The organism is Streptomyces sp. NPDC048171 (assembly GCF_043202655.1).
Lineage (GTDB): Bacteria > Actinomycetota > Actinomycetes > Streptomycetales > Streptomycetaceae > Streptomyces.
Genome location: NZ_JBIDAU010000013.1, coordinates 86,398 through 109,839 on the forward strand (window position 1 = coordinate 86,398; position 23,442 = coordinate 109,839).

The window sequence follows — 23,442 nt, forward strand, 5'->3', positions numbered from 1 at the left end:
CGATTGCCGTCTTGTCATGGCCTGTTCGCGGCGCTTACTTTTGCCCCTCCTGACGCAATGTCGAGGGGGACCTCCATGGCCGTACGCGGCCGGCACCGCCGGTATCAGCCGAACAGGATCAACCGCGCCTCACTGACCGTCACCGCGGGCGGCGCGGGTCTGGCCCTCCCGCTCGTCGGCACCGGCACGGCCCAGGCGGCCGACGTGGAGACCTGGGACAAGGTCGCCGCCTGCGAGTCCACCAACGACTGGGACATCAACACCGGCAACGGCTACTACGGCGGGTTGCAGTTCACCCAGTCCACCTGGGAGGCGTTCGGCGGCACCCGGTACGCCCCGCGTGCCGACCTGGCCACCAAGGACCAGCAGATCGCCATCGCCGAGAAGGTGCTCGACGGACAGGGACCCGGCGCCTGGCCGGTGTGCTCGCAGCGCGCCGGACTGGCCCGGGGCGGCGACACGCCGGACATCCGGCCGGCCGGGGGAGCGGGGGACGAGAAGTCCGCCGGCACGCCCGCCGAGAAGTCCGCCAGGAAGCCCGCCGCCAAGGCGGACTCGGTGAAGGACATCCAGCCGCAGACCACGCCGCAGTCCCGGGCCGGCAAGGGCCGCATGTACACGGTGGTCACCGGCGACACCCTCTCCGGCATCGCCGAGGCCCACCGGGTCGGCGGCGGCTGGCAGGGGCTGTACGAGGCCAACCGCGACGCCGTCGGATCGGACCCCGATCTGATCCTGCCGGGTCAGCGCCTGTCGCTGCGCGGTGGGACGGCGGGTACGGCCCCCCGCACCGACTCCGCGACCGCGACACCGCGGCCGAAGCAGGAGAAACCACGGCAGCGGGAGAAGCCGCGGGAAAAGAAGCAGGAGAAGCAGGAGAAGCCGCGGAAGCAGCAGGAGCGGGAGCAGCGGAAGGCTCCCGAGAAGCCCTCCCCCGACAGCGGCACCAGCAAGGCCAAGACCAAGACCAGGACCAGGACCAGCGAGGACAAGGCCACCACGCACCGAGCCGTCGTCGCTCCCGTCGACGGCGCCGTCGGCACGCCCTACCACCAGTCGGGCTCCTCCTGGTCGAAGGGCTACCACACCGGCGTCGACTTCCCGGTCCCCACCGGCACCTCGATCAAGTCGGTCGCGGCCGGCCGGGTCGTCAGCGCGGGCTGGGGCGGTTCCTACGGGTACCAGGTGGTCGTCCGGCACAGCGACGGCCGCTACTCGCAGTACGCGCACCTCTCGGCGATCTCCGTCCGGGACGGGCAGTCGGTGGGCGCCGGCCAGCGCATCGGGCGTTCCGGCTCCACCGGCAACGTCACGGGCCCGCATCTGCACTTCGAGGTGCGGACCGGGCCCGGTTTCGGCTCCGACGTCGACCCGCTGGCGTACCTGCGGGCCGGAGGGGTCAGGATCTGACCCGGACGCGGTGCGGGTTGAACACGGGCGGCGGCACGAACGGGCCGCCGTAGAAGGGGCCGTAGGAGAGCGGGGCGTCGTCGCTCTCCGCCCGGCTCCGTGCGGCGTACAGCTCCTTCGCGGACTCCTTGGCGGGCGTGGCTGCCGGCGCCGGCGGTGACGCCGGGAAGGGCACCAGGACCTTCTCGTGCAGCCGCGCCACCGGAACGCCCGCCGCCTCCGCCGCGACGGATTCCGGGACCGGACCCGTCGGTACCACGACCGCCCCCGCCGGTACCGCGACTGGACCTGGCGGCACTGCGGCCGGACCTGGCGGTACCGCTACCGGACCCGTCGGCACCGCGGCCGGCTCCGCCCCGTCCGCTCCAGGAAGGGCCGCGGGCTGCTCGGCTTCCCGCGCCTCGCCCTCCCCGGCGGACGCCGACTCCCGGGCGATCCGCTCCGTCGTCAGCAGGATCAGTCCGCCCGCCGCGACCACGCCGCAGCTCAGGGCGAGCGCGGTGCCGGTGGTGCCGTACCGGAAGGTCTCGCCGAACATCGTGATGCCGACCACGGCGGCCACCACCGGGTTCACCACCGTCAGCGTGGCGAGCGGGGCGGCGAGGCCGGCGCCCCGGTAGGAGGCCTGCGACAGCACCATGCCCGCCGTGGCGAGCACGCCGATCACGGCCATGGACGGCAGGTCGGCGGCGGACACCCCGCCGCTCCAGTCGACCGCGACCGTCTTGGTGAAGACCGAGGACATGCCGAACGCGATGCCGGACGCGACCGCCAGCAGGATGCTGCGGACCGCCGGGTGCCGGTGTACGGCCCGCGCGGCGATCATCAGCGTGACGATCACCGCGCCGGTGACGACGGCCGCGCCGATCCGCTGTGCCGTGTCCAGCGACTGCGCGTCGGCCGCGCCGACCAGGGAGAGCAGACCGGCGAGGCCGACCGTGGCCATGAGCGCGCCGCGCCAGGCCGTCGCGCCGGCCCTGCGGCCCACGAACAGCGCCGCCATGGGCAGCGCGAAGACGATGGTCAGCGCACCCAGCGGCTGCACGAGGCTGAGCGGACCGAGGGCGAGCGCCACGACGTGCAGCAGGCCGCCGAGGCCGTTGAGCGCGACCGCCGCCCACCAGCCGGGCCGGCGCACCGGGGCGTACTGAGCGGCCGAGGAGGACGCCGCGACCTGCTCCTGCACGATCGCCCCGCCCGCGTACGCCACGGCGGAGACGAGCGACAGCAGCACGGACAACGCGAGGGCGCTCATCGGCTGATCCTCTGCGTGAGGCGGGGGCACTGGGCCCGGCGCGGCGAACGGTCGTCTTCCATGGACAACACGATGCCGCCTCAGGGTCTTCCCGTCGTCGTCCCTGAGACTTCATTGGGTCCTACTACCGATGGAGTACGACGACCCCGCCGTCCTCCCCAGGGTGGGCGACTTTCGTCAGGTACCCCTGGTCGCGACCCCTACGGGGCTTGATAGTACTGCTCTCCGTGGACCTCGACCCCGCCCTCGCCGTACTCCGCCCGCTGGGCGGCTTCTTCGTCCTGCACGCGTCCCGGCCGTCGCCGCCCCGACCCTTTCCCACTCTCGCGCACGCCTATGCACCGGATTACGGGGACACCAGCCCGGACGTTCATGTTCCGGTTCCGGCCGGCCCACCGGCCGACCTCCTGGCCGACCCCCTGGCCCACCGCGTCCGGAGGGTGGCGGACGCCCTGCGCGCCCCCGAGGCCCGGGTCGCCGCCTCCGTCGCCCAGCAGGGGCTCGCGGCCCGCCTGTGGTCGGTGGCGCTGGCCTGCGCCGCCCTCACCGGCCGGGTCCCCGACCTCGCCCCGGGCCTGCTGCGCTGGGACCCCGACGCCACCGCGCCCGACGACCTCTGGCTCGCCGAGGTGCGGTCCGCGAGGCCGGCGGACACCACCGCCCTTGCCGACGTCGTGCTCACCGCGCACCTGGCGCCCCTGACGGCCGCCGTGCACGACAGGTACGGCGTCGCCACCGGGCTGCTGTGGGGCAACGCGGCCTCCGCGCTGGCCGGCGCCGGCCGGGAACTGGACCGCTGGGCCCGCCGCCACGGCCGTACGGACACGGCAGGGCGGGCCGGGGCCCTGACCGCCGGACTGCTCGCCCACCCCTTGCTCGCCGGGACCGGCACCCTCACCGGCACCGCCTTCCGGCGCCGCAGCTGCTGCCTGTACTACCGGGTGCCCGGAGCGGGGGTGTGCGGCGACTGCTGCTTCCCGCGGCCGCCGGGATTGCGAGAGTCGGAGTCGCGGCAGCCGGAGTCGCGGCCGCCGGGATCGCAACCGCCGGGATCTTCCCGGTCTCCGCAGGCCCCGCGCTCTTCCTAAGGCGCCCCGTCTGGGTGACCATGAAGGGACCAGCCGCGAAGACGGGAGGTTCCGGGTGCGTGTGGGACTGCTGACCCGGGAGTACCCGCCGGACGTGTACGGGGGCGCGGGTGTCCACGTCGAGTTCCTCGCCCGGGAACTCGCCCGCCTCGTCGACCTCGACGTGCACTGCTGGGGTGAGGGCCGCACAGACGGCGTGCTGCGCCACCGCCCCTGGTCCGCGCTGGACGGCGCCAACGACGCGCTGCGCACCTTCTCCGTCGACCTGGCCATGACCGCCGCCCTCGAGGGCCGCGAACTGGTCCACTCCCACACCTGGTACGCCAACCTGGGCGGTCACCTCGCCAAGCTCCTGTACGGCATCCCGCACGTGGTGACCGCTCACTCGCTGGAGCCCCTGCGTCCCTGGAAGGCCGAGCAACTCGGCGGCGGCTACGAGCTGTCCGGCTGGGCGGAGCGCACCGCCGTCGAGTCCGCCGACGCCGTCGTCGCCGTGTCCGGAGCGATGCGCGAGGACATCCTCGGCTGCTACCCCGCCCTGGACGCCGCCCGCGTGCACGTCGTGCACAACGGCATCGACACCACCCTCTACCGGCCCGACCCCGGCACCGACGTCCTGGACCGGATCGGCCTGGACCGCTCCCGCCCGTACGTGCTGTTCGTCGGCCGCATCACCCGGCAGAAGGGCGTCCCGCACCTGCTGCGCGCGGTACGGGACATTGACCCGGCCGCGCAGGTCGTGCTGTGCGCCGGCGCCCCCGACACCCCCGAGATCGACCAGGAGTTCCGCGACCTCTACGCCGGGCTGAGCCGCGCCCGCGAGGGCGTGCACTGGATCCCGCGCATGCTGCCGCGCCCGGAGGTGATCCAACTGCTCACGCACGCCGCCGTGTTCGTCTGCCCCTCCGTGTACGAGCCCCTGGGCATCGTCAACCTGGAGGCCATGGCCTGCGGCACCCCGGTCGTGGCCTCCCGGGTCGGCGGTATCCCCGAGGTCGTGGCGGACGGCGAGACGGGCGTGCTCGTCTCCAGGACCGAGGGCCGGGACGACGCGTTCGAGGCGGGCCTCGCGCGGGCGCTGGACTCCGTCCTGGGCGACCCGGCGACCGCCCGGCGGATGGGCGAGGCGGGCCGGGAGCGGGCGGTGGAGGAGTTCGGCTGGGACGCCGTCGCCCGCCGCACGGTCCGGCTCTACGAGGAGATCCTCAAGCAGGCTTAGGCGCCCCGCCGCGGGGCAGCCGAGGGTGAACGAGGGTGAGGGGAGCGGCCCATGCGTCGTGGAGGTCCTTCGGTGCTCGGCATCGTGCTGGCGGGCGGAGAGGGCAAGCGACTGATGCCCCTGACCGCGGACCGCGCCAAACCCGCGGTCACCTTCGGCGGCACCTACCGGCTGGTCGATTTCGTACTGTCCAACCTGGTCAACGGCGACATCCTGCGGATCTGCGTCCTGACGCAGTACAAGTCGCACTCCCTGGACCGGCACATCACCACCACCTGGCGGATGTCCAGCCTGCTCGGCAACTACGTCACCCCGGTCCCCGCGCAACAGCGTCTCGGCCCGCGCTGGTACCTGGGCAGCGCCGACGCGATCCTCCAGTCCCTGAACCTCGTGCACGACGAACAGCCCGAGTACGTCGCGGTCTTCGGCGCCGACCACGTGTACCGGATGGACCCGCGGCAGATGGTCGCCCAGCACATCGAGTCCGGCGCCGGAGTGACCGTCGCCGGGATCCGCGTCCCGCGCGGCGAGTCGTCGTCCTTCGGCGTGATCACTCCCGGCTCCGACGGCCAGACCGTCACCGAATTCCTGGAGAAGCCCGAGAACCCGCCGGGACTCGCCGACGACCCCGAGTGCGTCTTCGCCTCGATGGGCAACTACGTCTTCACCACCAAGGCCCTCGTCGAGGCCCTGCACCGGGACGCCGAGGACGAGAACTCGGTGCACGACATGGGCGGTTCGATCCTGCCCCAGCTCACCGACCGGGGCGAGGCCGCCCTCTACGACTTCAGCGACAACCACGTGCCGGGGGAGACCACCCGGGACCAGGGCTACTGGCGCGACGTGGGCACCCTCGACGCCTACTACGACGCCCACATGGACCTCATCGCCGAACGGCCCGCGTTCAACCTCTACAACCGGGACTGGCCGCTCTACACCCATTCCGCGCAGCTCTCGCCCGCCCGCTTCAACGCCGGCGGCATCGCCAGCGAGTCGATCATCAGCGCGGGCTGCCTGATCCGCGGACAGGTCACCCGCTCCGTGCTCTCGCCGGGCGTGGTCGTCGACCCGGGTGCGGTGGTCCAGGGCTCGGTGCTGCACGACAACGTGCACATCGGCCGGGGCGCGGTGGTGCGCGGGGCGGTGCTGGACAAGAACGTCGACGTGCCCCCGGGAGCGACGATCGGCGTCAACCCGGACCGGGACGGTGAGTTGTACACGGTCTCCAAGGGCGGCGTGATCGCGCTCGGCAAGGCGCAGCGGGTGTCCTGACCGCCGGGCTGGTGGCGCACCACTGGGCCGTTGTCATGTCCCTGGACGCGAAACGGAATCCGTGTTGTCATGCCTCTGCTGTTACATCGATGTACGAGCGGTATGACATCGATGTCCTGAGCCATCGGCCACCACCCGTTCCCAAGGAGAGGGTCCGTGCGCACCAAACGACTCAGAGACAAACTCGCGCTGCTCCTCGTCGCCGCCCTCGGTGCGGCGGGCCTCGTCGCCGTACCGGCCGCGCACGCGGCGGACGCGGCCGCCGACGAGATCCGGGGCCTGAAGGGCGAGTACTACACCCAGTCCGCCCCCGGCGCCTTCGACTTCCACGAGCTCAAGGCCACCGGCTTCGACCCGCAGGTCGACTTCGGCACCCTGGAGCCGCGACTCGCCTTCGCCACCGGGCAGTCGGACGACGTCAGCGTCCGCTGGACCGGCAAGCTCGTCCCGGAGACCACCGGCGCCCACACCTTCTCGATCACGGGCGACAACGGCTTCCGCCTCTGGGTGGGAGGCCGGCTCGCCGTCGACCACTGGGTCGACGACTGGGACCGCGAACAGACCTCCTCACCCGTCGAGCTGACGGCGGGGCAGTCCTACGACATCAAGCTGGAGTACTTCGAGCACTTCGGCGGCTCCAACCTGCACCTGCGCTGGACCGAGCCCGGCGGAGCCAAGGAGGCGATACCGCAGTCGGCCTTCCGCCTGCCCGACGGCTTCGACTACAACGGCGCCACCGCGACCACCGTCCAGTCCACCGGCCGCACCCTCAGGCTGGACTTCGCGAGCCCCCTCGCCGCCGCCCCCGACGGTCTCACCGACCATCTCGAAGCGGTGATCGGCGGCGCCAAGTGGCCGCTTGGCGAGGCGAAGGTCGACCCCGCCGACCCCAGCGCCCTGCTCGTCGCCCTCGGTGAACCCGTCGTCGGCAACAAGGACGGTGACGCGCCCGGCACCGCGGACGTCCGCTACGACGGCGAAGGCGGCCTCACCGACACAGAAGGCAACGTTGTCAACGCCTTCTGGAGCAGCGGCGGCAACCACTCCACCTACGAGCTGCGCACCGACTGGGCCGACGAGGTGGGACCGGACAACGCCCTCCCGGAGTACCCGCGCCCGCAGTTGACCCGCGACGAGTGGCGGAACCTCAACGGCCGCTGGCAGTTCGCCGCCGCTGAGGCCGGAGAGACTCCGCCGGTCGGCAAGGACCTGAAGGAGCGCGTCCTCGTCCCGTACCCGGTGGAGTCCCAGCTCTCCGGCATCCAGCGGCACGAGGACCGCATGTGGTACCGCCGCACCTTCACCGTGCCCCGCGACTGGCACATCGGCTCCGGACAGCGCCTCAAGCTCAACTTCGGTGCCGTCGACTGGCAGTCCGAGGTGTACGTCAACGGCACGAAGGTCGCCGACCACAAGGGCGGTTACGACAAGTTCAGCGCCGACGTCACCGACGCGCTGAAGCCGGGCCGCACCCAGGAGCTGATCGTCGGCGTCTACGACCCGACCGACGCGGCGGACGGCGAGAACCCGCCGGTCGGCAAGCAGCGCCTGGACCCGAGCGGCATCTGGTACACGCCCAGCTCCGGCATCTGGCAGACGGTCTGGATGGAACCGGTCGCCCGGGACCACGCCGAGTCCCTCAAGCTGACCCCGCACGTCGACGGGGCGGCGGGCACCCTGACCGTCGAGCCGAAGGGCGTGCGCGACGGCGTTCCGGTGAGGGCGACGGCGTACGCCGGGCACCGCAAGGTCGCCACGGTGAGCGGCCGTACCGGTGAGCCGCTGACCCTGAGGATCCGCGACGCGCGTCTGTGGTCGCCCGACGACCCGTTCCTGTACGACCTGAAGGTCACCGTCGGACACGACCGCGTCGAGAGCTACTTCGGGATGCGCTCCATCGCCGTCGAGAAGGTGGACGGCGTCCCGCGCACCATGCTCAACGGCGAACCGGTCTTCATGATGGCCACCCTGGACCAGGGCTTCTGGCCGGACGGCCTGCACACCGCCCCCACCGACGAGGCCCTCGCGTACGACCTCGAGCTGCACAAGCGCCTCGGCTTCAACTCGGTGCGCAAGCACATCAAGGTCGAGCCCGACCGCTGGTTCTACTGGGCCGACCGGCTGGGCCTGCTGGTGTGGCAGGACATGCCCGCGATGACCGCCGGGAAGAACCCGTCGGCCGCCGCCCGCGCCGAGTACGAACGCGAGATGCAGGAGATGATCGACGAACACGTCAGCCACCCGTCGGTCGTCATGTGGGTCACCTTCAACGAGGGCTGGGGCCAGTACGACATCAAGCGCGTCGCCGAACAGGCCAAGGCCTGGGACCCGACCCGCCTCGTCAACAACCAGTCGGGCCTGAACCTGGGGGCCGACGGCGCCGCCGGCGACATCATGGACGAGCACGGCTACCCGAGCCCCGCCCTGCCACCCGCCCCGGACGGCGAACGCGCCCTGGTCACCGGCGAGTACGGCGGCCTCGGCCTCGCGGTGCCCGGACACGCCTGGTCCGTGCAGCAGTCGTACGTCGACGTGGACCCGGAGACGTACACGGACGACTACCTCACCAAGCTCGACGAGGTGCGCGCCCTGGTCTGCCGGGGCAGCAACGGCGCCGTCTACACCCAGATCTCGGACGTCGAGGGCGAGCTGAACGGCCTGACGACGTACGACCGCAAGGTCCTCAAGCCGGACGTCGAACGGGTGAAGGCCGCCCACGAGGCACTGATCCGCGACGCGTCGCAGCCCGCCCCGGCGGGATGCACCGGCTGAGCACCCGCACAACGAACCGCACGGCAGAACCTCCGGAGGGCACCGCACATGAGAGTCACCCGGCGTCTGCGGCTGTGCGTGGCCGGGGTGGTGGCAGCGTCCGCGCTGCTCACCGCCCCGGCGGCGCAGGCCGCCCCGACGACCGACCAGCACCTGACCGACCTGGTGAACCCGTTCATCGGGACGGAGAACGAGGGCAACACCTATCCCGGCGCCGCCGTGCCCTTCGGCATGGTGCAGTTCTCGCCGGACACCGGCCACAACACCGGCTACGACCACTCCGACACCCACGTCCGCGGCTTCTCCCTGGTCCACCTCTCCGGCGTCGGCTGCGGCCTCGGCGGTGACCTGCCGGTGCTGCCGACCACCGGCGACGTCACCGAGACGGACTACGCGAAGTACGCCGCCTCCTTCAGCCACGACGACGAGGAGGCGAGTCCCGGCTACTACCGCGTCGGCCTCGACTCCGGCGTCGACGCGGAGCTGACCGCCACCGAACGCACCGGCGTGCAGCGCTACACCTTCCCGGCCACCGACAAGGCCAACGTCCTGCTCAACGCGGGCCAGTCGCTGCACAAGAACATCTCCACGAAGGTCGAGGTGCTCGACAGCCGCACCGTGCGCACCGCGATCACCGGCAGCGGCTTCTGCCAGGACACCGAGCCCTACACCGTCTACACGATCACCCGCTTCGACCGGCCCTTCGCCTCCCACGGCACCTGGGACGACGGCACCGTGACCGCGGGCTCGAAGACCGGCGGCGACGGGGCCTACGTCCGCTTCGACACCACGAAGGACCGCACCGTCGAGGCCACCACCGCCCTGTCCTACGTGGACGCGCGGGGCGCCGCGCTCAACCTGCGCGCCGAGGGCGGACGCTCCTTCGACGCCGTGCGCCACGGCGCGCAGCGCACGTGGGAGAAGCGGCTCGACGACGTCCGGGTCCGGGGCGGCGACGACACCCTGCGCCGCACCTTCTACTCGTCCCTCTACCGGTCCTTCCTCGCGCCCAACGTCGGCAGCGACGTCGACGGCCGCTACACCGGCTGGGACCAGGAGATCCACCGCGCCAAGGGCTTCACGTACTACCAGAACTGGTCCCTGTGGGACACCTACCGCACCCAGTCCCAGCTCCTCTCCCTCCTCGCGCCCCGTGAGGCGCGGGACATGGCGATCTCCGTCATCAAGATCGACGAGGAGAGCGGCTGGCTGCCCAAGTGGGGCTACGGCACGGTCGAGACCAACATCATGACCGGCGACCCGGTGACGCCCTTCCTCACCAACGCCTACCAGCAGGGCCTGCTGCACGGTTGGGAGGAGCGGGCCTACCGCGCGCTCAGGAAGAACGCCGACGGGGTGCCGCCCGCCGACTCGCCCGCCGTCGGCCGGGAGGCCAACCGCGAGTACCTCGCCGACGGCTTCGCGCCGTACGTCAAGGGCCGCCCGCACGCCAAGCCCGGCGACTCCGACTACGACCACGGCGCCTCCGCGACCCTGGAGTACGCCCTGTCCGACGCCATGCTCGCCCGGATGGCCGGCGACCTCGGCCACGACGACGACGCCAAGCGGTACGCCGAGCGGGCCGGGAGCTACCGCCACGTCTTCGACGCCTCGACCGGCTTCTTCCGTGCCCGCGACGCCGACGGGGCGTTCACCGGCCCGGCCGACCCCGCGCAGAGCGAGGGCTTCCACGAGGGCACGTCCTGGCAGTACCAGTGGCTGGTGCCGCAGGACCTGCCCGGCATGATCGACCTCATCGGCGGGACCGAGGCCGCCAACGACCGGCTCGACTCCTTCTTCGCCTACGACCAGCTGCTCGCGGACCCGGCGAAGACCGCGCGCGAGGTGTGGGTGAACGGGCCGTACGACTACTACAACGCCGACAAGTACAACCCGCAGAACGAGCCCGACCTGATCGCCCCGTACACCTATCTGTCGACCGGGCAGCCCTGGAAGACCACCGACGTGGTGCACGCGGCGCTCACCCTGTTCACGGACACGCCGACCGGCATGACCGGGAACGACGACCTCGGCACCATGTCCGCCTGGAACGTGCTGTCCTCGATCGGGATCTTCCCGATCCAGCCCGGCTACGACACCTGGGGGCTGTCCACCCCGGTCTTCGACCGCGTCGACCTCACCCTCGACCGCCGCTACTACCCGCGCGGCGCCCTGACCGTCACGGCGCCCGGCACCTCGGACACGGACCGGTACATCCAGTCGGCCCGCACCGACGGCGCGGCCTACGACCGGACGTACCTCACGACCGACGCCCTGCGCTCCGTCCGGTCGCTCGGGTTCACGGTCGGCCCGCACCCGTCCGGGTGGGGAACCTCGGCCGAGGCGGTGCCACCGCCGCTGACGTGAGCACAGACGCCCCATGAGTCCCAGCAGTCCCGCCCCTGCCAAAAGGGGCGGGACTTTAATCTCCTGTTAACTGTGCGTAGCTTGATCGTACTTGACCGTAATCGGCAGAGGACGATTGACTGCTTGTCCATCCGTTGTCGACGCGTCGTCCCTGCGAGGCAGACCCTTGACTCCCGATCCGCTCGCTCCCCTCGACCTGGCGTTCTGGAACATCGAGTCCCCCGAGCACCCCATGCACCTCGGCGCGCTCGGCGTCTTCGAGGCTCAGTCGCCCACCGCCGGCGCCCACGCGGTCGACCTGCTCGCCGCCCGCGCGCCCGCGGTGCCCGGACTCCGGATGCGGATCCGGGACACCTGGCAGCCGCCGCTGGCGCTGCGCCGCCCGTTCGCGTTCGGCGGCGCCACCCGCGAACCCGACCCGCGTTTCGACCCGCTCGACCACGTACGGCTGCACGCCCCGACCACGGACTTCCACGCCCGGGCCGGCCGCCTGATGGAACGGCCCCTGGAACGCGGCCGGCCCCCGTGGGAGGCCCACGTCCTGCCCGGCGCGGACGGCGGCTCCTTCGCCGTGCTGTTCAAGTTCCACCACGCCCTCGCCGACGGCCTGCGCGCCCTCACCCTCGCCGCGGGCGTCCTCGACCCCATGGACCTGCCCGCCCCCCGGCCCCGCCCCGCGCCGCCCCCGCGCGGGCTCCTGCCGGACGTGCGCACCCTGCCCGACCGGCTGCGCGGTGCCCTGTCCGACGCGGGCCGCGCGCTGGACATCGGGGCCGCCGCGGCCCTGTCCACCCTCGACGTGCGCTCCTCGGCCGCGCTCACCGCCGAGTCCTCCGGCACCCGCCGGATCGCGGGCGTCGCGGTCGACCTCGACGACGTGCACCACGTCCGCAAGACCACCGGCGGCACCGTCAACGACGTACTGATCGCGGTCGTCGCCGGTGCCCTGCGCCGCTGGCTGGACGAGCGCGGTGACGGCAGCGAGGGCGTCGCGCCGCGCGCCCTGATCCCCGTCTCCAAGCGCCGCCCGCGCACCGCCCACCCGCAGGGCAACCGGCTCTCCGGGTACCTGATACGGCTTCCGGTCGCCGACCCCGACCCGCTGTCGCGCCTCGGCACGGTCCGGGCCGCCATGGACCGCAACAAGGACGCCGGACCGGGCCGGGGCGCCGGCGCCGTCGCGCTGCTCGCCGACCACGTCCCGGCGCTCGGCCACCGGCTGGGCGGGCCGCTGGTCTCGGGCGCGGCCCGACTCTGGTTCGACATCCTCGTCACCAGCGTCCCGCTGCCCAGCCTCGGGCTGCGGCTCGGCGGCCACCCGCTGACCGAGGTCTACCCGCTGGCCCCGCTGGCCCGCGGCCACTCCCTGGCGGTGGCCGTCTCGACGTACCGCGGACAGGTCCACTACGGCCTGGTCGCGGACGCGAAGGCGGTGCCCGACCTCGACCGGTTCGCGCTCGCCCTCGCCGAGGAGGTGGAGACGTTGCTCACGGCGTGCGGTCCCTGACCCCGGCGGGTTTGGTTCCGGGCCCGGCGCTGAATAAAATCCGCTGTTCGACAGCGGTCGCGTCATGGAGCGCCGCGACGGTGACCAGGGAACGGCAGCGGCGATGACGGTGACACAGGACGGTGCGGCGAGCACGGACGAGGCGGTGTACGGCCCCGGGATCGACCCGGAGCGGCTGGCTGTCTGCCTGAGCGTGCTGGAGGAACTCGACGGGCTCGACGTCGACCACCCGGACGCGATCCGCGTGCGCCGGGCCACCTCGCACATCTACCGCATGGTCAAGCAGCGCCGCCGCCAGGACCGCCGGGCCGCCAAGACCGCCCACGACAAGGCGGTCACCGAGGCCACCGCCACGGGCTCCGCCGAGCGCATCGACGACGAGACGGAGGGCCTGCTGCCCTCCTCCCGCACCGAGCAGGGGCGGATCGCCGGGATACTGCAGCGCCCGCGCTCCTGCTACATCTGCAAGCAGCGCTACGTCGAGGTCGACTACTTCTACCACCAGCTCTGCCAGACCTGCGCCGCCGAGAACCGTCAGCGCCGCGAGGCCCGCGCCGACCTCACCGGCAAGCGCGCGCTGCTCACCGGCGGCCGCGCCAAGATCGGCATGTACATCGCGCTGCGGCTGCTGCGCGACGGCGCGCACACCACGATCACCACCCGTTTCCCCAAGGACGCCATCCGCCGCTTCAAGGCCATGGACGACTCCGCGGAGTGGCTGCACCGCCTGGAGGTCGTCGGCATCGACCTGCGCGATCCCGCGCAGGCCGTGGCCCTCGCCGAGCGGGTCACCGAGCCGGGTCCGCTCGACATCCTGATCAACAACGCCACGCAGACCGTGCGGCGCCTGCCCTCCGCGTACGCCGCGCTCGTCGAGGGCGAGAGCGCCCCGCTGCCCGCCGGTGAGCTGCCCGCCCACCACGTCATCGGCGCCTTCAACTCCGGTGCGGTGGACGGGCTGGCCGCGCTGCCCGTCGGCACCTCCGGGCTCGACGCGCAGAAGGTGGCCGACCTCACCCTGGTCGCCGGCCACGCCAGCGTGGTCCGGCACCGGGAGGGCACCGCCATCGACGCGGGCGGCCTCGTTCCGGACGTCGTCGACTCCAACACCTGGGTGCAGACCATCGAGCAGATCTCCCCGGTGGAGCTGCTGGAGACCCAGTTGTGCAACTACACCTCGCCGTTCATCCTCATCAGCGCCCTGAGGCCCTCGATGGCCGAGGCCGCGCGCCGGGCGCCCAAGGGCCGCGCCTACGTCGTCAACGTCTCCGCGATGGAGGGGGTGTTCGCCCGCGGCTACAAGGGCGCCGGGCACCCCAACACCAACGCCGCCAAGGCCGCGATGAACATGGTGACGCGGACCAGCGCCCAGGAGATGTTCGACACCGACCGGATCCTGATGACCTCCGTGGACACCGGCTGGATCACCGACGAGCGTCCGCACTACGACAAGCTCCGCCTGGCCGAGGCCGGCTTCCACGCCCCGCTCGACCTGGTCGACGGCGCCGCCCGGGTCTACGACCCCGTCGTGCGCGGCGAGGCGGGCGAGGACCTGTACGGCGTCTTCCTCAAGGACTACGCGCCCGGCAAGTGGTGACCAGCGGGCCGGAAAAGCGCTAGTCGACGGCGCCCAGCCGCGAGTTGCGGGCCGCCGTCAGTTCCAGCACCGTGCGCCAGTCCTCCAGGACCCCGGCGTCGAAGACGGCGGTGCGCGCCTCCTCGGCCGCCTGGCGCAGGCCGGTCGGGTCGTCGTCGTGCGCCCACCCCTCGGGGTGGGCGGCCCGGCGCAGCAGCCGGGCGACGCGCGCGCCCAGCAGCGGCCGTACCGCGTCGGCGGTCCGGACGGCCGGGGCGCCGGGCCACAGCAGCCGGCCCACGGGCGCCACCAGACCGGCGACCTGGAGCTCCTTGTCGGCGGGGCGGCGCCGCCGCAGCAGCGCCGCGGTCCGCAGCGCGTGCCCATGCAGGTCCACGGTCTCACCGCCGTACTCCCCGGACCGCTCGCCCCGGCAGGCGTACAGCAGGTCCATCAGCTCCTCGACGCTGCGCAGTTCCATGTCCCGGTCCTCCCGCGAGACAGCCGTTGCCGACGGGCAGCAGACCATGGCGAGCTTGCGCCGCAGCCAACGGCGACTGAACGGCGCGACCGTGGCCGCCGACATTCGAAGGAGCGGTCGGCGGTTGGGCCGAACGGGTGAGCATCGCACCGTGCGGATGGGGAGGAATCCCGGCAGACTGGTGCCAACTGCGCGCGCGACGAAGGGCAATGGTTCTCCCATGTTTTGAGCCCCATAGAGCGCACCCCCGCTCATTTGGTTAATCTGGGTCGGACGGACCGCAGCACAGGGCACTACCCACACCCGGGGTCCGTCCGGGGGCAGCCGGTACACAGCGGTCTGCTCTCCTGCGAGGTACCGGCGCCACCGCGTCTGTAGTGCATCTCGACCCACACCCGAGCGGGGGCCTGGTGCCGGACGGAAGACTGGCCGACAGGCCCCGAGGGTGATCCGACACATAAGGAGTGCGCGGTGACACCGGAGACGACGACGAGCCCAGAGCAGCGCCCCAAGGAACGCACCGAGCGTGCGCGACGCCGGCCCGGCGAGATCGGCAGCCTCGACGTGTGGGCGCGGTCCGCCCCGATCCGCCTCGCGGGCTACGAGGACGACCTGGCCGAGCCCCACATCCTGCCCAGCGTGGACTGAGTCCGCGCCGCCCCCTGGGCAGCCGCCGGACGCATGGGCGTGCGAGACTCACGCCCATGCTGATCAGGGAAGCCGCCCCCGGCGACTGGCCGCGCATCTGGCCCTTCTGGCACCGCATCGTCGCCGCCGGAGAGACCTACACCTGGGACCGGGACACGTCCGAGGAGGACGCCCGGTCCCTGTGGATGAACCCCGCCAAGCGCGTCTACGTCGCCGAGAACGACGGTGGCGCCGTCGTCGCCTCCGCCTACCTCACCCCCAACTACGGCGGCCCCGCCGCCCGCGTCGCCAACGCCGGCTTCATGGTCGACCCGGACCGGGCCGGCCGCGGTACCGGCCGGGCCCTCGCCGAACACGTCCTGGCCGCCGCCCGCGCCGAGGGGTACCGGGGCATGGTCTTCAACGCCGTCGTCGAGACCAATCCCGCCGTGCGGCTGTGGACCTCGCTCGGCTTCACGATCCTGGGCACCGTGCCGGACGCCTTCGACCACCCGCGTCACGGCCGGGTCGGCCTGCACGTCATGCACCGCGCCCTGTAGCCGCCCCCGTCACTCCACCGGGGCCGTCCGCCGCCAGGGCCGCAGCGCCTCGATCCGTTCCGCCAGCTCCAGCAGCGCCGCCTCCGACCCGGGGCGCCCGGCCAACTGGACGGCGCAGGGGGCGCCCGACGGCAGGGAGCCGACCGGCACCGTCATCGCGGGCCAGCCGGTGAGGTTCCACGGCGGAGTGAAGGGTGAGTACGCCGAGTTGGCGGCGATGTTGCGCAGCCAGCCCCGCTCGTGCCAGGGGCCCGCCTTGGGGGAACGGCGGGCCAGCGCGGGCGTCAGCAGGACGTCGTACTCCGCGAAGAACGGCTCCAGGCGCCCGCGCAGCGCGTCCCGGGCGGCGCCGGTGGTGACCTTGCGGACGAAGGGCCGCCCGAGAGCCGCGTGCACCCGGGTGCGCCGGGCCAGCCGCCGGCGGTCGAGGTCGCGGGCGTCCACCGAGGTTCCCGCCGTCCAGTGGGTGAGCGCGGTCACGCTCAGCGACGCCGGATAGGACGGGTCCGCCCGCCGCACCAGGTGCCCCGCCCGCATCAGCACCCCGGCGGCCTCCCGGACGGCGTCCGCGTAGGGGCGGGAGACGGTGACACCCGCCAGGGGGCTGCGCAGGGAGGCGGCGACGCGCAGGGCACCGGAGTCCGCCCGGCGGGGCGCGGAGGCGTCCGCGAGGACGGCGAGCATGAGGCGGGCGTCCTCGACGGTGGTGGCCAGCGGCCCGTTCTCGGACATGCCGAACCAGTCGCCCTCGCCGATGCCGGCCGGCACCACGCCGTGGCCCGGCTTGAGGGTGACCAGACCGCAGTTGGCCGCCGGTATCCGCAGTGAGCCCATGCCGTCGTTGCCCAGCGCGAGCGGCACCATCCCGGCGGCGACCGCGGCGGCGCTCCCGCCCGAGGAACCGCCCGCGGAGCGGGCCGGGTCCCACGGGTTGCGGACCGTGCCGTGCACGCCCTCGCTGGTGCCGAACACGCACAGCTCGGGCACGTTGGTCAGCCCCACCACCACCGCACCGGCCGCCCGCAGCCGCGCGACGGTGACGTGGTCGGCCCCGGCCGGCGTGTCCGGGGTCGCCGCCGATCCGACCCGGGTGGATTCGCCGCGCACCGCGAGATTGTCCTTGACCGCCACCGGCACGCCGGCCAGCGGCAGTTCGCCGAGATCGCCCCGGGCGCCGGTCTCCTCGGCCTCGGCGAGCGCCGCCTCGGCGCGCACCGTGCGGAAGGCGCCGACGCGGCCGTCGAGCCGCTCGATCAGGGCCAGGTGCTCCGCCACCACCTCGCGGGGGGTGGTCCGCTTCTCGCGGACGGCGGCGGCGATCTCTGCGGCGGTGCGGCCTGCCCAGTCGGTCACGAGGGCTCCTCGGGGTGCGGTGGAACGGGATTACCGGCGAGTACGCAGACAGCACTCTGCCCGCCCGCCCACCTCCGCGTCGAGGCCCCGGCCATCCCCCTCCGGGCCGCCCGGCTCAGGACGACCGGGCCGGGCCCGTGCTGTCCCGCTCGATCAGCCGCGGCACCGGCACCCGCACCGTGCGGGCCGGGCCGCCGTCCAGCAGGGCGGTCAGCTCGGTCGCCGCCGTCCGGCCGAACTCCACGCTGTCCCGGGAGAGGGCGGACAGCCACGGCTTGACCATGCGGCACAGCGCCGAGTCCTCCCAGGCCACCACCGACACGTCGGCCGGCACCGAGAACCCCAGCTCGGCCGCGGCGGCGACCCCGGCGACGGCCATCACGTCGTTGTCGTAGATCAGCGCGGTCGGCGCGGCGGGGGCCTCCAGGACCCGGCGGGTGACGGCGGCGCCCTCCGCGTCGGAGTAGTCGGTGGTCACCGACTCGACCTCGGTCAGGCCCCGCCGCCCGGCCTCGGCCCGCAGCGCCCGGATCCGGCGCTCGGTGTGGGCGAGGCCGGGCAGACCGGCGATGTGCGCGATCCGCCGGTGGCCGAGCGCGTACAGCCCGTCCACCAGCGCGGCCATCGCGCCCGCGTCGTCCGCCCACACCGTCGACAGTCCCGGATGGCGTTCGTCCGGCGCGCCGCCGATCACCACGGCGGGCAGCCCGAGTCCGTCGAGCAGGTCGGGGCGCGGATCGTCGGTGCGCGGGTCGACCACCAGGACGCCGTCCACCCGGTGTTCGGCCCACCAGCGCCGGTAGACCGCGCACTCGTCCTCGACGTCCTGCGCCACCTGGAACAGCAGACCCAGATGACGCCGCGCCAGCACCTCCTGGATGCCGGAGACCAGTTGGAGGAAGAAGGAGTCCACGCCCAGGGTGTGCGCGGGCCGGGCCAGTACGAAGCCGACGGTCGCCGCGCCCTCCCCGGACAGTGCCCGCGCCGCAGTGCTGGGCCGCCAGCCGAGCTGTTCGGCGACCCGGCGGACCCGGTCCCGGGTGATCTCGGAGACCCCCGGACGGTCGTTCAGCGCGAACGAGACCGCGCTCTCGGATACCCCGGCCCGCCGCGCGATGTCCTTCATCGTCGGCCGGCGCGCGGCGGGCCGCTTGGCCGGCATGCGCGCTCCCTTCTTCGGAACGTGAACGAAAGCGCCTTCTGGGCACGGCAAGCTAAAGCGCTTGAGTGGAAGGATCCTAAAGCGCATTAGTCCAAGCTGGCAAGTGCCCCCGCACGCCGCTCTGACCTGGACTAATGCCGCCTCGATCGCATTAGTTTCCGTGAATCCATTGACTTTCCCCGAACGCGCCGTGCATGGTCGCTGCCATCCAGCCGCCGACGTCCTTCAGGAGACGTGTCACCGTGCCCACCTCGCGCAGAACATTCGCCGTCGCCGCCGTCGCCGCCCTCGTCCTCCCGCTCAGCGCCTGCGGTTCCGGAGGTGACGGCGGTGGCTCGACCGACGCCTCGGGCAAGGTCGAGGGCGACATCACCTTCCAGACCTGGAACCTGCGGGCCAACTTCAAGCCCTACTTCGAGGACCTGATCGCCGACTTCGAGAAGAAGTACCCGGGCACCGAGGTCAAGTGGGTCGACCAGCCCGGCGAGGGCTACGCCGACAAGATCAGCGCCGACGCCGCCGGCGGCACCCTGCCCGACGTCGTCAACGTCTCCCCGGACCTCGTCGCCCCGCTCGCCAAGGCGGGCCTCGCCCTCGACCTGGACAAGGCCGCCGGCCAGTACGAGAAGGAGTACCTGGAGGGTGCCTGGGCCAGCCACCGGATACCGGGCATGGACGGCACGTACGCCTTCCCCTGGTACCTCAACACCGGCCCGCTCTTCTACAACAAGTCCCTCTTCGAGAAGGCCGGACTCGACCCCGAGCAGCCGCCGAAGACGTACGACGAGGTCTTCGACGCCGCACTGAGGATCGCGGACAAGACCGGCGGTGACGTCGCCACGCTCGCCAACGTCCCCACCATCGAGGACTTCGGCCGCTACGGCGTACCGCTGATGAACAAGGAGGGCACCGCCTTCACGTTCAACGACGCCAAGGGCGTCCAGCTCCTGACCCGGTACAAGGAGCTGTACGAGGCCAAGGCGCTCGACTCCCAGGCGCTGACCGCCACCCCCGAGTCCTCGGGCAAGAAGTTCCTCACCGGGGCCGTGGCGATGAACCCGGGCAGCGCGCTCGACCTCGCCAACTTCAAGAAGCAGGCGCCGAACCTGTACAAGAACATCGGCATCACCGACCAGATCACGAGCACCGGCCACGTCAACATGTACGTGATGGGCCTGATGGTCAACGCGCAGAGCCAGCGCAAGCCCGCCGCGGTGGCCTTCGCGCACTTCGTCACCGACGCCGCGCACCAGATGTCGTTCGCCAAGCAGGTCGCCATCTTCCCGAGCACCGCCGGTTCGCTGGAAGACCCGTACTTCACCAAGGAGGACGGGACCGACGAGACCCGGGTGCGCGTGGCCGCCGCCAAGTCGCTGAAGGACGCGGTCAACTACACGCCGGTGCTGTTCAGCGAGCAGATGAAGACCGAGCTGCGCAACGAGGTCGCCAAGGCGCTCCAGGGCAAGCAGAGCCCCCAGGAGGCCCTGGACAACGCTGTCAAGGCGTGCGACCGGCTCCTCCAGCAGCAGGGCTGAGACGTCATGGCGAGTCCCACCGTCACCGGCACCCGGCGCGTACGGCGCCAACTGCCCGCCAGCCCCTGGCTGTTCGCCGCCCCCGGGCTGCTGATCACCGGCGCGTTCATCCTCTACCCGTTCGTCTCGACGATCATCAACTCCTTCACCGACCGCCGGACCCTGGTCCCGGGCGAGTTCGTGGGCCTCGCCAACTTCCGCGAGCTGCTGCACGACGACATGTTCTGGACCGGCCTGCGCAACAGCACCCTGTACGTCCTCGGGGTCGTCCCCGCACTCGTCCTGCTGCCGCTGCTGCTCGCCCTGCTCGTGCAGAAGAACATCCCCGGCATCACCTTCTTCCGCTCCGCCTTCTACACCCCGGTGGTCGCCTCCATCGTCGTCGTCGGGCTGATCTGGGTCTGGCTCCTCGACGAGCGCGGCCTGGTCAACTCCCTGCTGGAGACCATCGGCGCCAGTCCGGTCGGCTTCCTCAGCGACCAGTGGCTGATCCTGCTCAGCGCCATGGCCGTCACGGTCTGGAAGGGCCTCGGCTACTACATGATCATTTACCTGGCGGCGCTCGCCAACGTCCCGCGCGAACTGCACGAGGCCGCCGCCGTGGACGGCGCGGGCGCGGTCCGCCGCTTCCTCACCGTCACCGTGCCCGCCGTCCGCTCCACCATGGTGCTGGTCGCCGCGCTGTCCTCGGTCGCCGCCTTCAAGGTGTTCTCCGAGGTGTACCTGATGGCGGGCCCGAGCGGCGGCCCGGCCGGCGAGGACACCACGCTCGTCATGCTGGTCCAGCGCACCGGCACCGGCCTGACCGGGCGGGTCGGCTACGCCTCCGCCATCTCCGTCGTCGTCTTCGTCGTCACCGTCGCCCTGATGCTGCTCGTCCTGCGCGCCGACCGGAAGGAGGAGTCGTGAGCGTCCTGGAGAAGACCCGGCCCGCGGAGAAGCCCCGGGCCACCGCGCGGGAGCGCGAACCCCGGATCACCGACGAGCACGGCCGCCGCGTACGCGTCTGGGAACTCGTCCTGCGCTACCTGCTCCTGCTCGGCGTCCTCGCCCTGACCATCGGCCCGTTCCTGTGGCAGCTGTCGACCTCGCTGAAGGGCCCGACGGAGGACATCTTCAGCTCGCCGCCGAAGTTCCTGCCCTCCGATCCCACCCTGCACAACTACGAGCGGGTCGCCGACACCATCCCCGTCTGGGACTACGCGCTGAACTCGCTGAAGGTCGCCGCCGCCAACGTGGTGACCAACTGCGTCGGCGCCGCCCTCGCCGGATACGCCCTGGCCCGGCTGCGCTACCGCGGCCGGCGCGTCGCCACCCTCGTGTTCATCCTGGCGATGCTCGTGCCGGTGGAGGGCATCATCATCGCCCAGTTCACCACCATGCGGGAGCTGGGCCTCAACAACACACTGGTCGGCGTCCTGCTGCCGGGCTGCGTCAGCGCCCTGAACGTCCTGCTCATGCGCAACGCCTTCCTCAACCTCCCCTACGAGATCGAGGAGGCCGCCTACGTCGACGGCGCCAACGTCTGGCAGCGGTTCTGCCGGATCGCGCTGCCCTCGGTCAAGGGCACCCTCGCCGTCGTCGCGATCTTCGCCTTCATGGGCGCCTGGGACGACTTCCTGTGGCCGCTGATCGTGCTGAGCGACCCGTCCAGGTTCACCCTGACCATCGGCCTCAACTACCTGCACGGCACCTTCGCCAACGACGAACGCCTCGTCGCCGCCGGCACGATCATCGCCGTGGCGCCGCTGATCGCCCTCTTCGCCTGCCTCCAGCGGTACTTCTTCCGCGGCGTCGGCGAAGGCGCGGTCAAGGGCTGATCCACGTACTTCTTCCCCACAAGGACACCGCATGCCCCCTGCCGTGCGCTTCGGCGTCAACTACACCCCGAGTGAAGGGTGGTTCCACCACTGGCTCGACTTCGACCTCGACTCGGTCCGGGCCGACCTGGACTCGGTCGCCGCGCTCGGCGTGGACCACGTCCGCGTCTTCCCGCTGTGGCCGTACTTCCAGCCCAACCGTTCCCTGATCCGCGAGCGCGCCGTCGGGCACCTGGTCGCGCTGGTCGACGCGGCCGGCGAACGCGGCCTCGACGTCAACGTGGACGGCCTCCAGGGCCATCTGAGCAGCTTCGACTACGTACCGGCCTGGACCCGCACCTGGCACCGCCGCAACCTCTTCACCGACCCCGAGGTCATCGACGGACAGGCCACCTACCTGCGCACCCTCGCCGCCGCCCTGGCCGGGCGGCCCAACTTCCTCGGCATGACCCTCGGCAACGAGGTCAACCAGTTCTCCGCCGGGCCCCACCCCGACCCGGACCGCGCCACCAGCGACCAGATCGACGCCTGGCTGGAGCGGATGCTCGCCGCCTGCGAGGAGGGCGCCCCCGGCGGGATGCACCTGCACGCCGAGTACGACGCCACCTGGTACCAGGACGACCAGCCCTTCACCCCGGCCCAGGCCGCCCGCCGGGGCGCGGTGACCGCCGTGCACTCGTGGGTCTTCAACGGCACCGCCCAGCGCCACGGCCGCACCTCCGTGCCCAGCGAGCACCACGCCGCCTACCTGATCGAACTGAGCAAGGCGTGGGCCGACGACCCCCGCCGCCCGGTCTGGCTCCAGGAGGTCGGCGCCCCCGCGCCCCTCGTCCCCGCCGAGCACGCCGCCGCCTTCACCGAGGCGACCGTCGCGAACGCCCTGGACTGCCCCGACCTGTGGGGCGTCACCTGGTGGTGCTCGCACGACGTGTCCCGGCAGCTCGCCGACTTCCCCGAGCTCGAGTACGGCCTCGGACTGCTCACCAACGACCGCCGTCCCAAGGACACGGCCCGGGTCCTGGCCCGCGCGGCGCTCGCGGCCCGCGAGGGGGCCCACCCCGCCCCCGCCGCGCGCACCACCGCCCTCGTCGTCCCCGCCGACCCGGCGGCACGCTCGTCCTGCGCCCCCGGCGGTCCGGTCTTCGACGCCTTCTTCCACCTGGTCGCCGACGGCGCCCGCCCCACCACCGTCCTGGACACCCGCGCCGCCGACACCGCACACCTCGCGGCCCGCGGCATCACCGAGGTCGTCACGCCCGGCCAGGTGCCGCCCACCCCGCACGGACTCCGCGTCCGCCAGGGAGACGCCCGCCCGTGACCTCCGCACGGTTCGAACGCCACGCGGTGGGGGAGCTGTACACCACATCCCGGCCCGCCACCGCGACCCACACCTGGTAACCCCCCCCACCGCCCGCACCCGCCCCGTCAACCAGGAGCA

General features: G+C 72.4%; 18 protein-coding genes. 14 read left to right on the forward strand and 4 right to left on the reverse strand.

Annotated elements, in window-relative coordinates; genetic code table 11:
- The first annotated feature begins 75 nt into the window (after positions 1–75).
- A complete protein-coding gene (locus tag ACGF3J_RS32260) occupies positions 76–1,410 on the forward strand; it encodes a transglycosylase family protein (RefSeq protein WP_161327824.1) in 1,335 nt (444 codons plus the stop codon).
- On the opposite strand, the gene ACGF3J_RS32265 is transcribed toward ACGF3J_RS32260, so the two are convergent.
- Positions 1,400–2,665: a DMT family transporter gene (locus ACGF3J_RS32265; RefSeq protein ID WP_393855409.1), complete on the reverse strand. Its 1,266-nt coding sequence runs from the start codon at positions 2,663–2,665 to the stop codon at positions 1,400–1,402. The genes ACGF3J_RS32260 and ACGF3J_RS32265 overlap by 11 nt on opposite strands.
- Before the next feature lie 227 nt (positions 2,666–2,892).
- On the opposite strand from ACGF3J_RS32265, the gene ACGF3J_RS32270 reads away from it, so the two are divergent.
- From ACGF3J_RS32270 to ACGF3J_RS32300, 7 genes are all read left to right on the forward strand, one after another.
- Complete coding sequence (locus tag ACGF3J_RS32270; protein WP_393855516.1) at positions 2,893–3,753, forward strand: (2Fe-2S)-binding protein; 861 nt, start codon at positions 2,893–2,895, stop codon at positions 3,751–3,753.
- Positions 3,754–3,808: 55 nt separating this feature from the next.
- Positions 3,809–4,972 (forward strand): glycogen synthase, encoded by a 1,164-nt coding sequence (glgA, locus tag ACGF3J_RS32275; protein WP_393855410.1) that lies wholly within the window; start codon positions 3,809–3,811, stop codon positions 4,970–4,972.
- Between the two features lie 51 nt (positions 4,973–5,023).
- Positions 5,024–6,244, forward strand: a complete 1,221-nt coding sequence (glgC, locus tag ACGF3J_RS32280) for a glucose-1-phosphate adenylyltransferase (protein ID WP_393855411.1) — start codon at positions 5,024–5,026, stop codon at positions 6,242–6,244.
- 156 nt (positions 6,245–6,400) lie between these two features.
- Positions 6,401–9,016 (forward strand): PA14 domain-containing protein, encoded by a 2,616-nt coding sequence (locus tag ACGF3J_RS32285; RefSeq protein WP_393855412.1) that lies wholly within the window; start codon positions 6,401–6,403, stop codon positions 9,014–9,016.
- A 48-nt stretch (positions 9,017–9,064) separates the two neighbouring features.
- The gene (locus ACGF3J_RS32290; protein ID WP_393855413.1) at positions 9,065–11,383 is read left to right on the forward strand and encodes a GH92 family glycosyl hydrolase; all 2,319 of its coding nucleotides are present in this window, start codon (positions 9,065–9,067) and stop codon (positions 11,381–11,383) included.
- Positions 11,384–11,549: 166 nt separating this feature from the next.
- A complete protein-coding gene (locus tag ACGF3J_RS32295) occupies positions 11,550–12,890 on the forward strand; it encodes a wax ester/triacylglycerol synthase family O-acyltransferase (protein ID WP_393855414.1) in 1,341 nt (446 codons plus the stop codon).
- A gap of 103 nt (positions 12,891–12,993) precedes the next feature.
- Positions 12,994–14,487, forward strand: coding sequence for an SDR family NAD(P)-dependent oxidoreductase (locus tag ACGF3J_RS32300; protein ID WP_393855415.1), 1,494 nt, complete (start codon positions 12,994–12,996; stop codon positions 14,485–14,487).
- Positions 14,488–14,506: 19 nt separating this feature from the next.
- Here ACGF3J_RS32300 and ACGF3J_RS32305 read toward each other — a convergent pair whose 3' ends face one another.
- The gene (locus tag ACGF3J_RS32305; RefSeq protein WP_393855416.1) at positions 14,507–14,947 is read right to left on the reverse strand and encodes a hypothetical protein; all 441 of its coding nucleotides are present in this window, start codon (positions 14,945–14,947) and stop codon (positions 14,507–14,509) included.
- A 471-nt stretch (positions 14,948–15,418) separates the two neighbouring features.
- Between ACGF3J_RS32305 and ACGF3J_RS32310 the strand changes: the two genes are divergently transcribed.
- Positions 15,419–15,595, forward strand: a complete 177-nt coding sequence (locus ACGF3J_RS32310; RefSeq protein WP_122615378.1) for a hypothetical protein — start codon at positions 15,419–15,421, stop codon at positions 15,593–15,595.
- Between the two features lie 56 nt (positions 15,596–15,651).
- On the forward strand, positions 15,652–16,134 hold the full coding sequence (locus ACGF3J_RS32315) for a GNAT family N-acetyltransferase (protein WP_161329217.1): 483 nt from the start codon (positions 15,652–15,654) through the stop codon (positions 16,132–16,134).
- A gap of 9 nt (positions 16,135–16,143) precedes the next feature.
- Here the strand turns inward: ACGF3J_RS32315 and ACGF3J_RS32320 are convergent, their stop codons facing one another.
- Complete coding sequence (locus ACGF3J_RS32320) at positions 16,144–17,487, reverse strand: amidase (RefSeq protein ID WP_393855417.1); 1,344 nt, start codon at positions 17,485–17,487, stop codon at positions 16,144–16,146.
- A 115-nt stretch (positions 17,488–17,602) separates the two neighbouring features.
- Complete coding sequence (locus tag ACGF3J_RS32325; protein WP_161330797.1) at positions 17,603–18,649, reverse strand: LacI family DNA-binding transcriptional regulator; 1,047 nt, start codon at positions 18,647–18,649, stop codon at positions 17,603–17,605.
- A 242-nt stretch (positions 18,650–18,891) separates the two neighbouring features.
- Between ACGF3J_RS32325 and ACGF3J_RS32330 the strand changes: the two genes are divergently transcribed.
- The 4 genes from ACGF3J_RS32330 to ACGF3J_RS32345 are packed head-to-tail and all read left to right on the forward strand — an operon-like array spanning position 18,892 to position 23,322.
- Entirely contained in the window at positions 18,892–20,184 is a 1,293-nt protein-coding gene (locus ACGF3J_RS32330) for an ABC transporter substrate-binding protein (RefSeq protein WP_393855418.1), read from the forward strand.
- Positions 20,185–20,190: 6 nt separating this feature from the next.
- Positions 20,191–21,093 carry a carbohydrate ABC transporter permease gene (locus ACGF3J_RS32335; RefSeq protein WP_393855419.1) on the forward strand — a complete coding sequence of 301 codons (903 nt, stop codon included), beginning with the start codon at positions 20,191–20,193 and terminating at the stop codon, positions 21,091–21,093.
- Positions 21,090–22,004: a carbohydrate ABC transporter permease gene (locus ACGF3J_RS32340; protein ID WP_161331166.1), complete on the forward strand. Its 915-nt coding sequence runs from the start codon at positions 21,090–21,092 to the stop codon at positions 22,002–22,004. Before ACGF3J_RS32335 ends, ACGF3J_RS32340 begins: the two co-directional genes overlap by 4 nt.
- 31 nt (positions 22,005–22,035) lie before the next feature.
- Positions 22,036–23,322 (forward strand): cellulase family glycosylhydrolase, encoded by a 1,287-nt coding sequence (locus ACGF3J_RS32345; protein ID WP_161331167.1) that lies wholly within the window; start codon positions 22,036–22,038, stop codon positions 23,320–23,322.
- Positions 23,323–23,442: the final 120 nt, after the last annotated feature.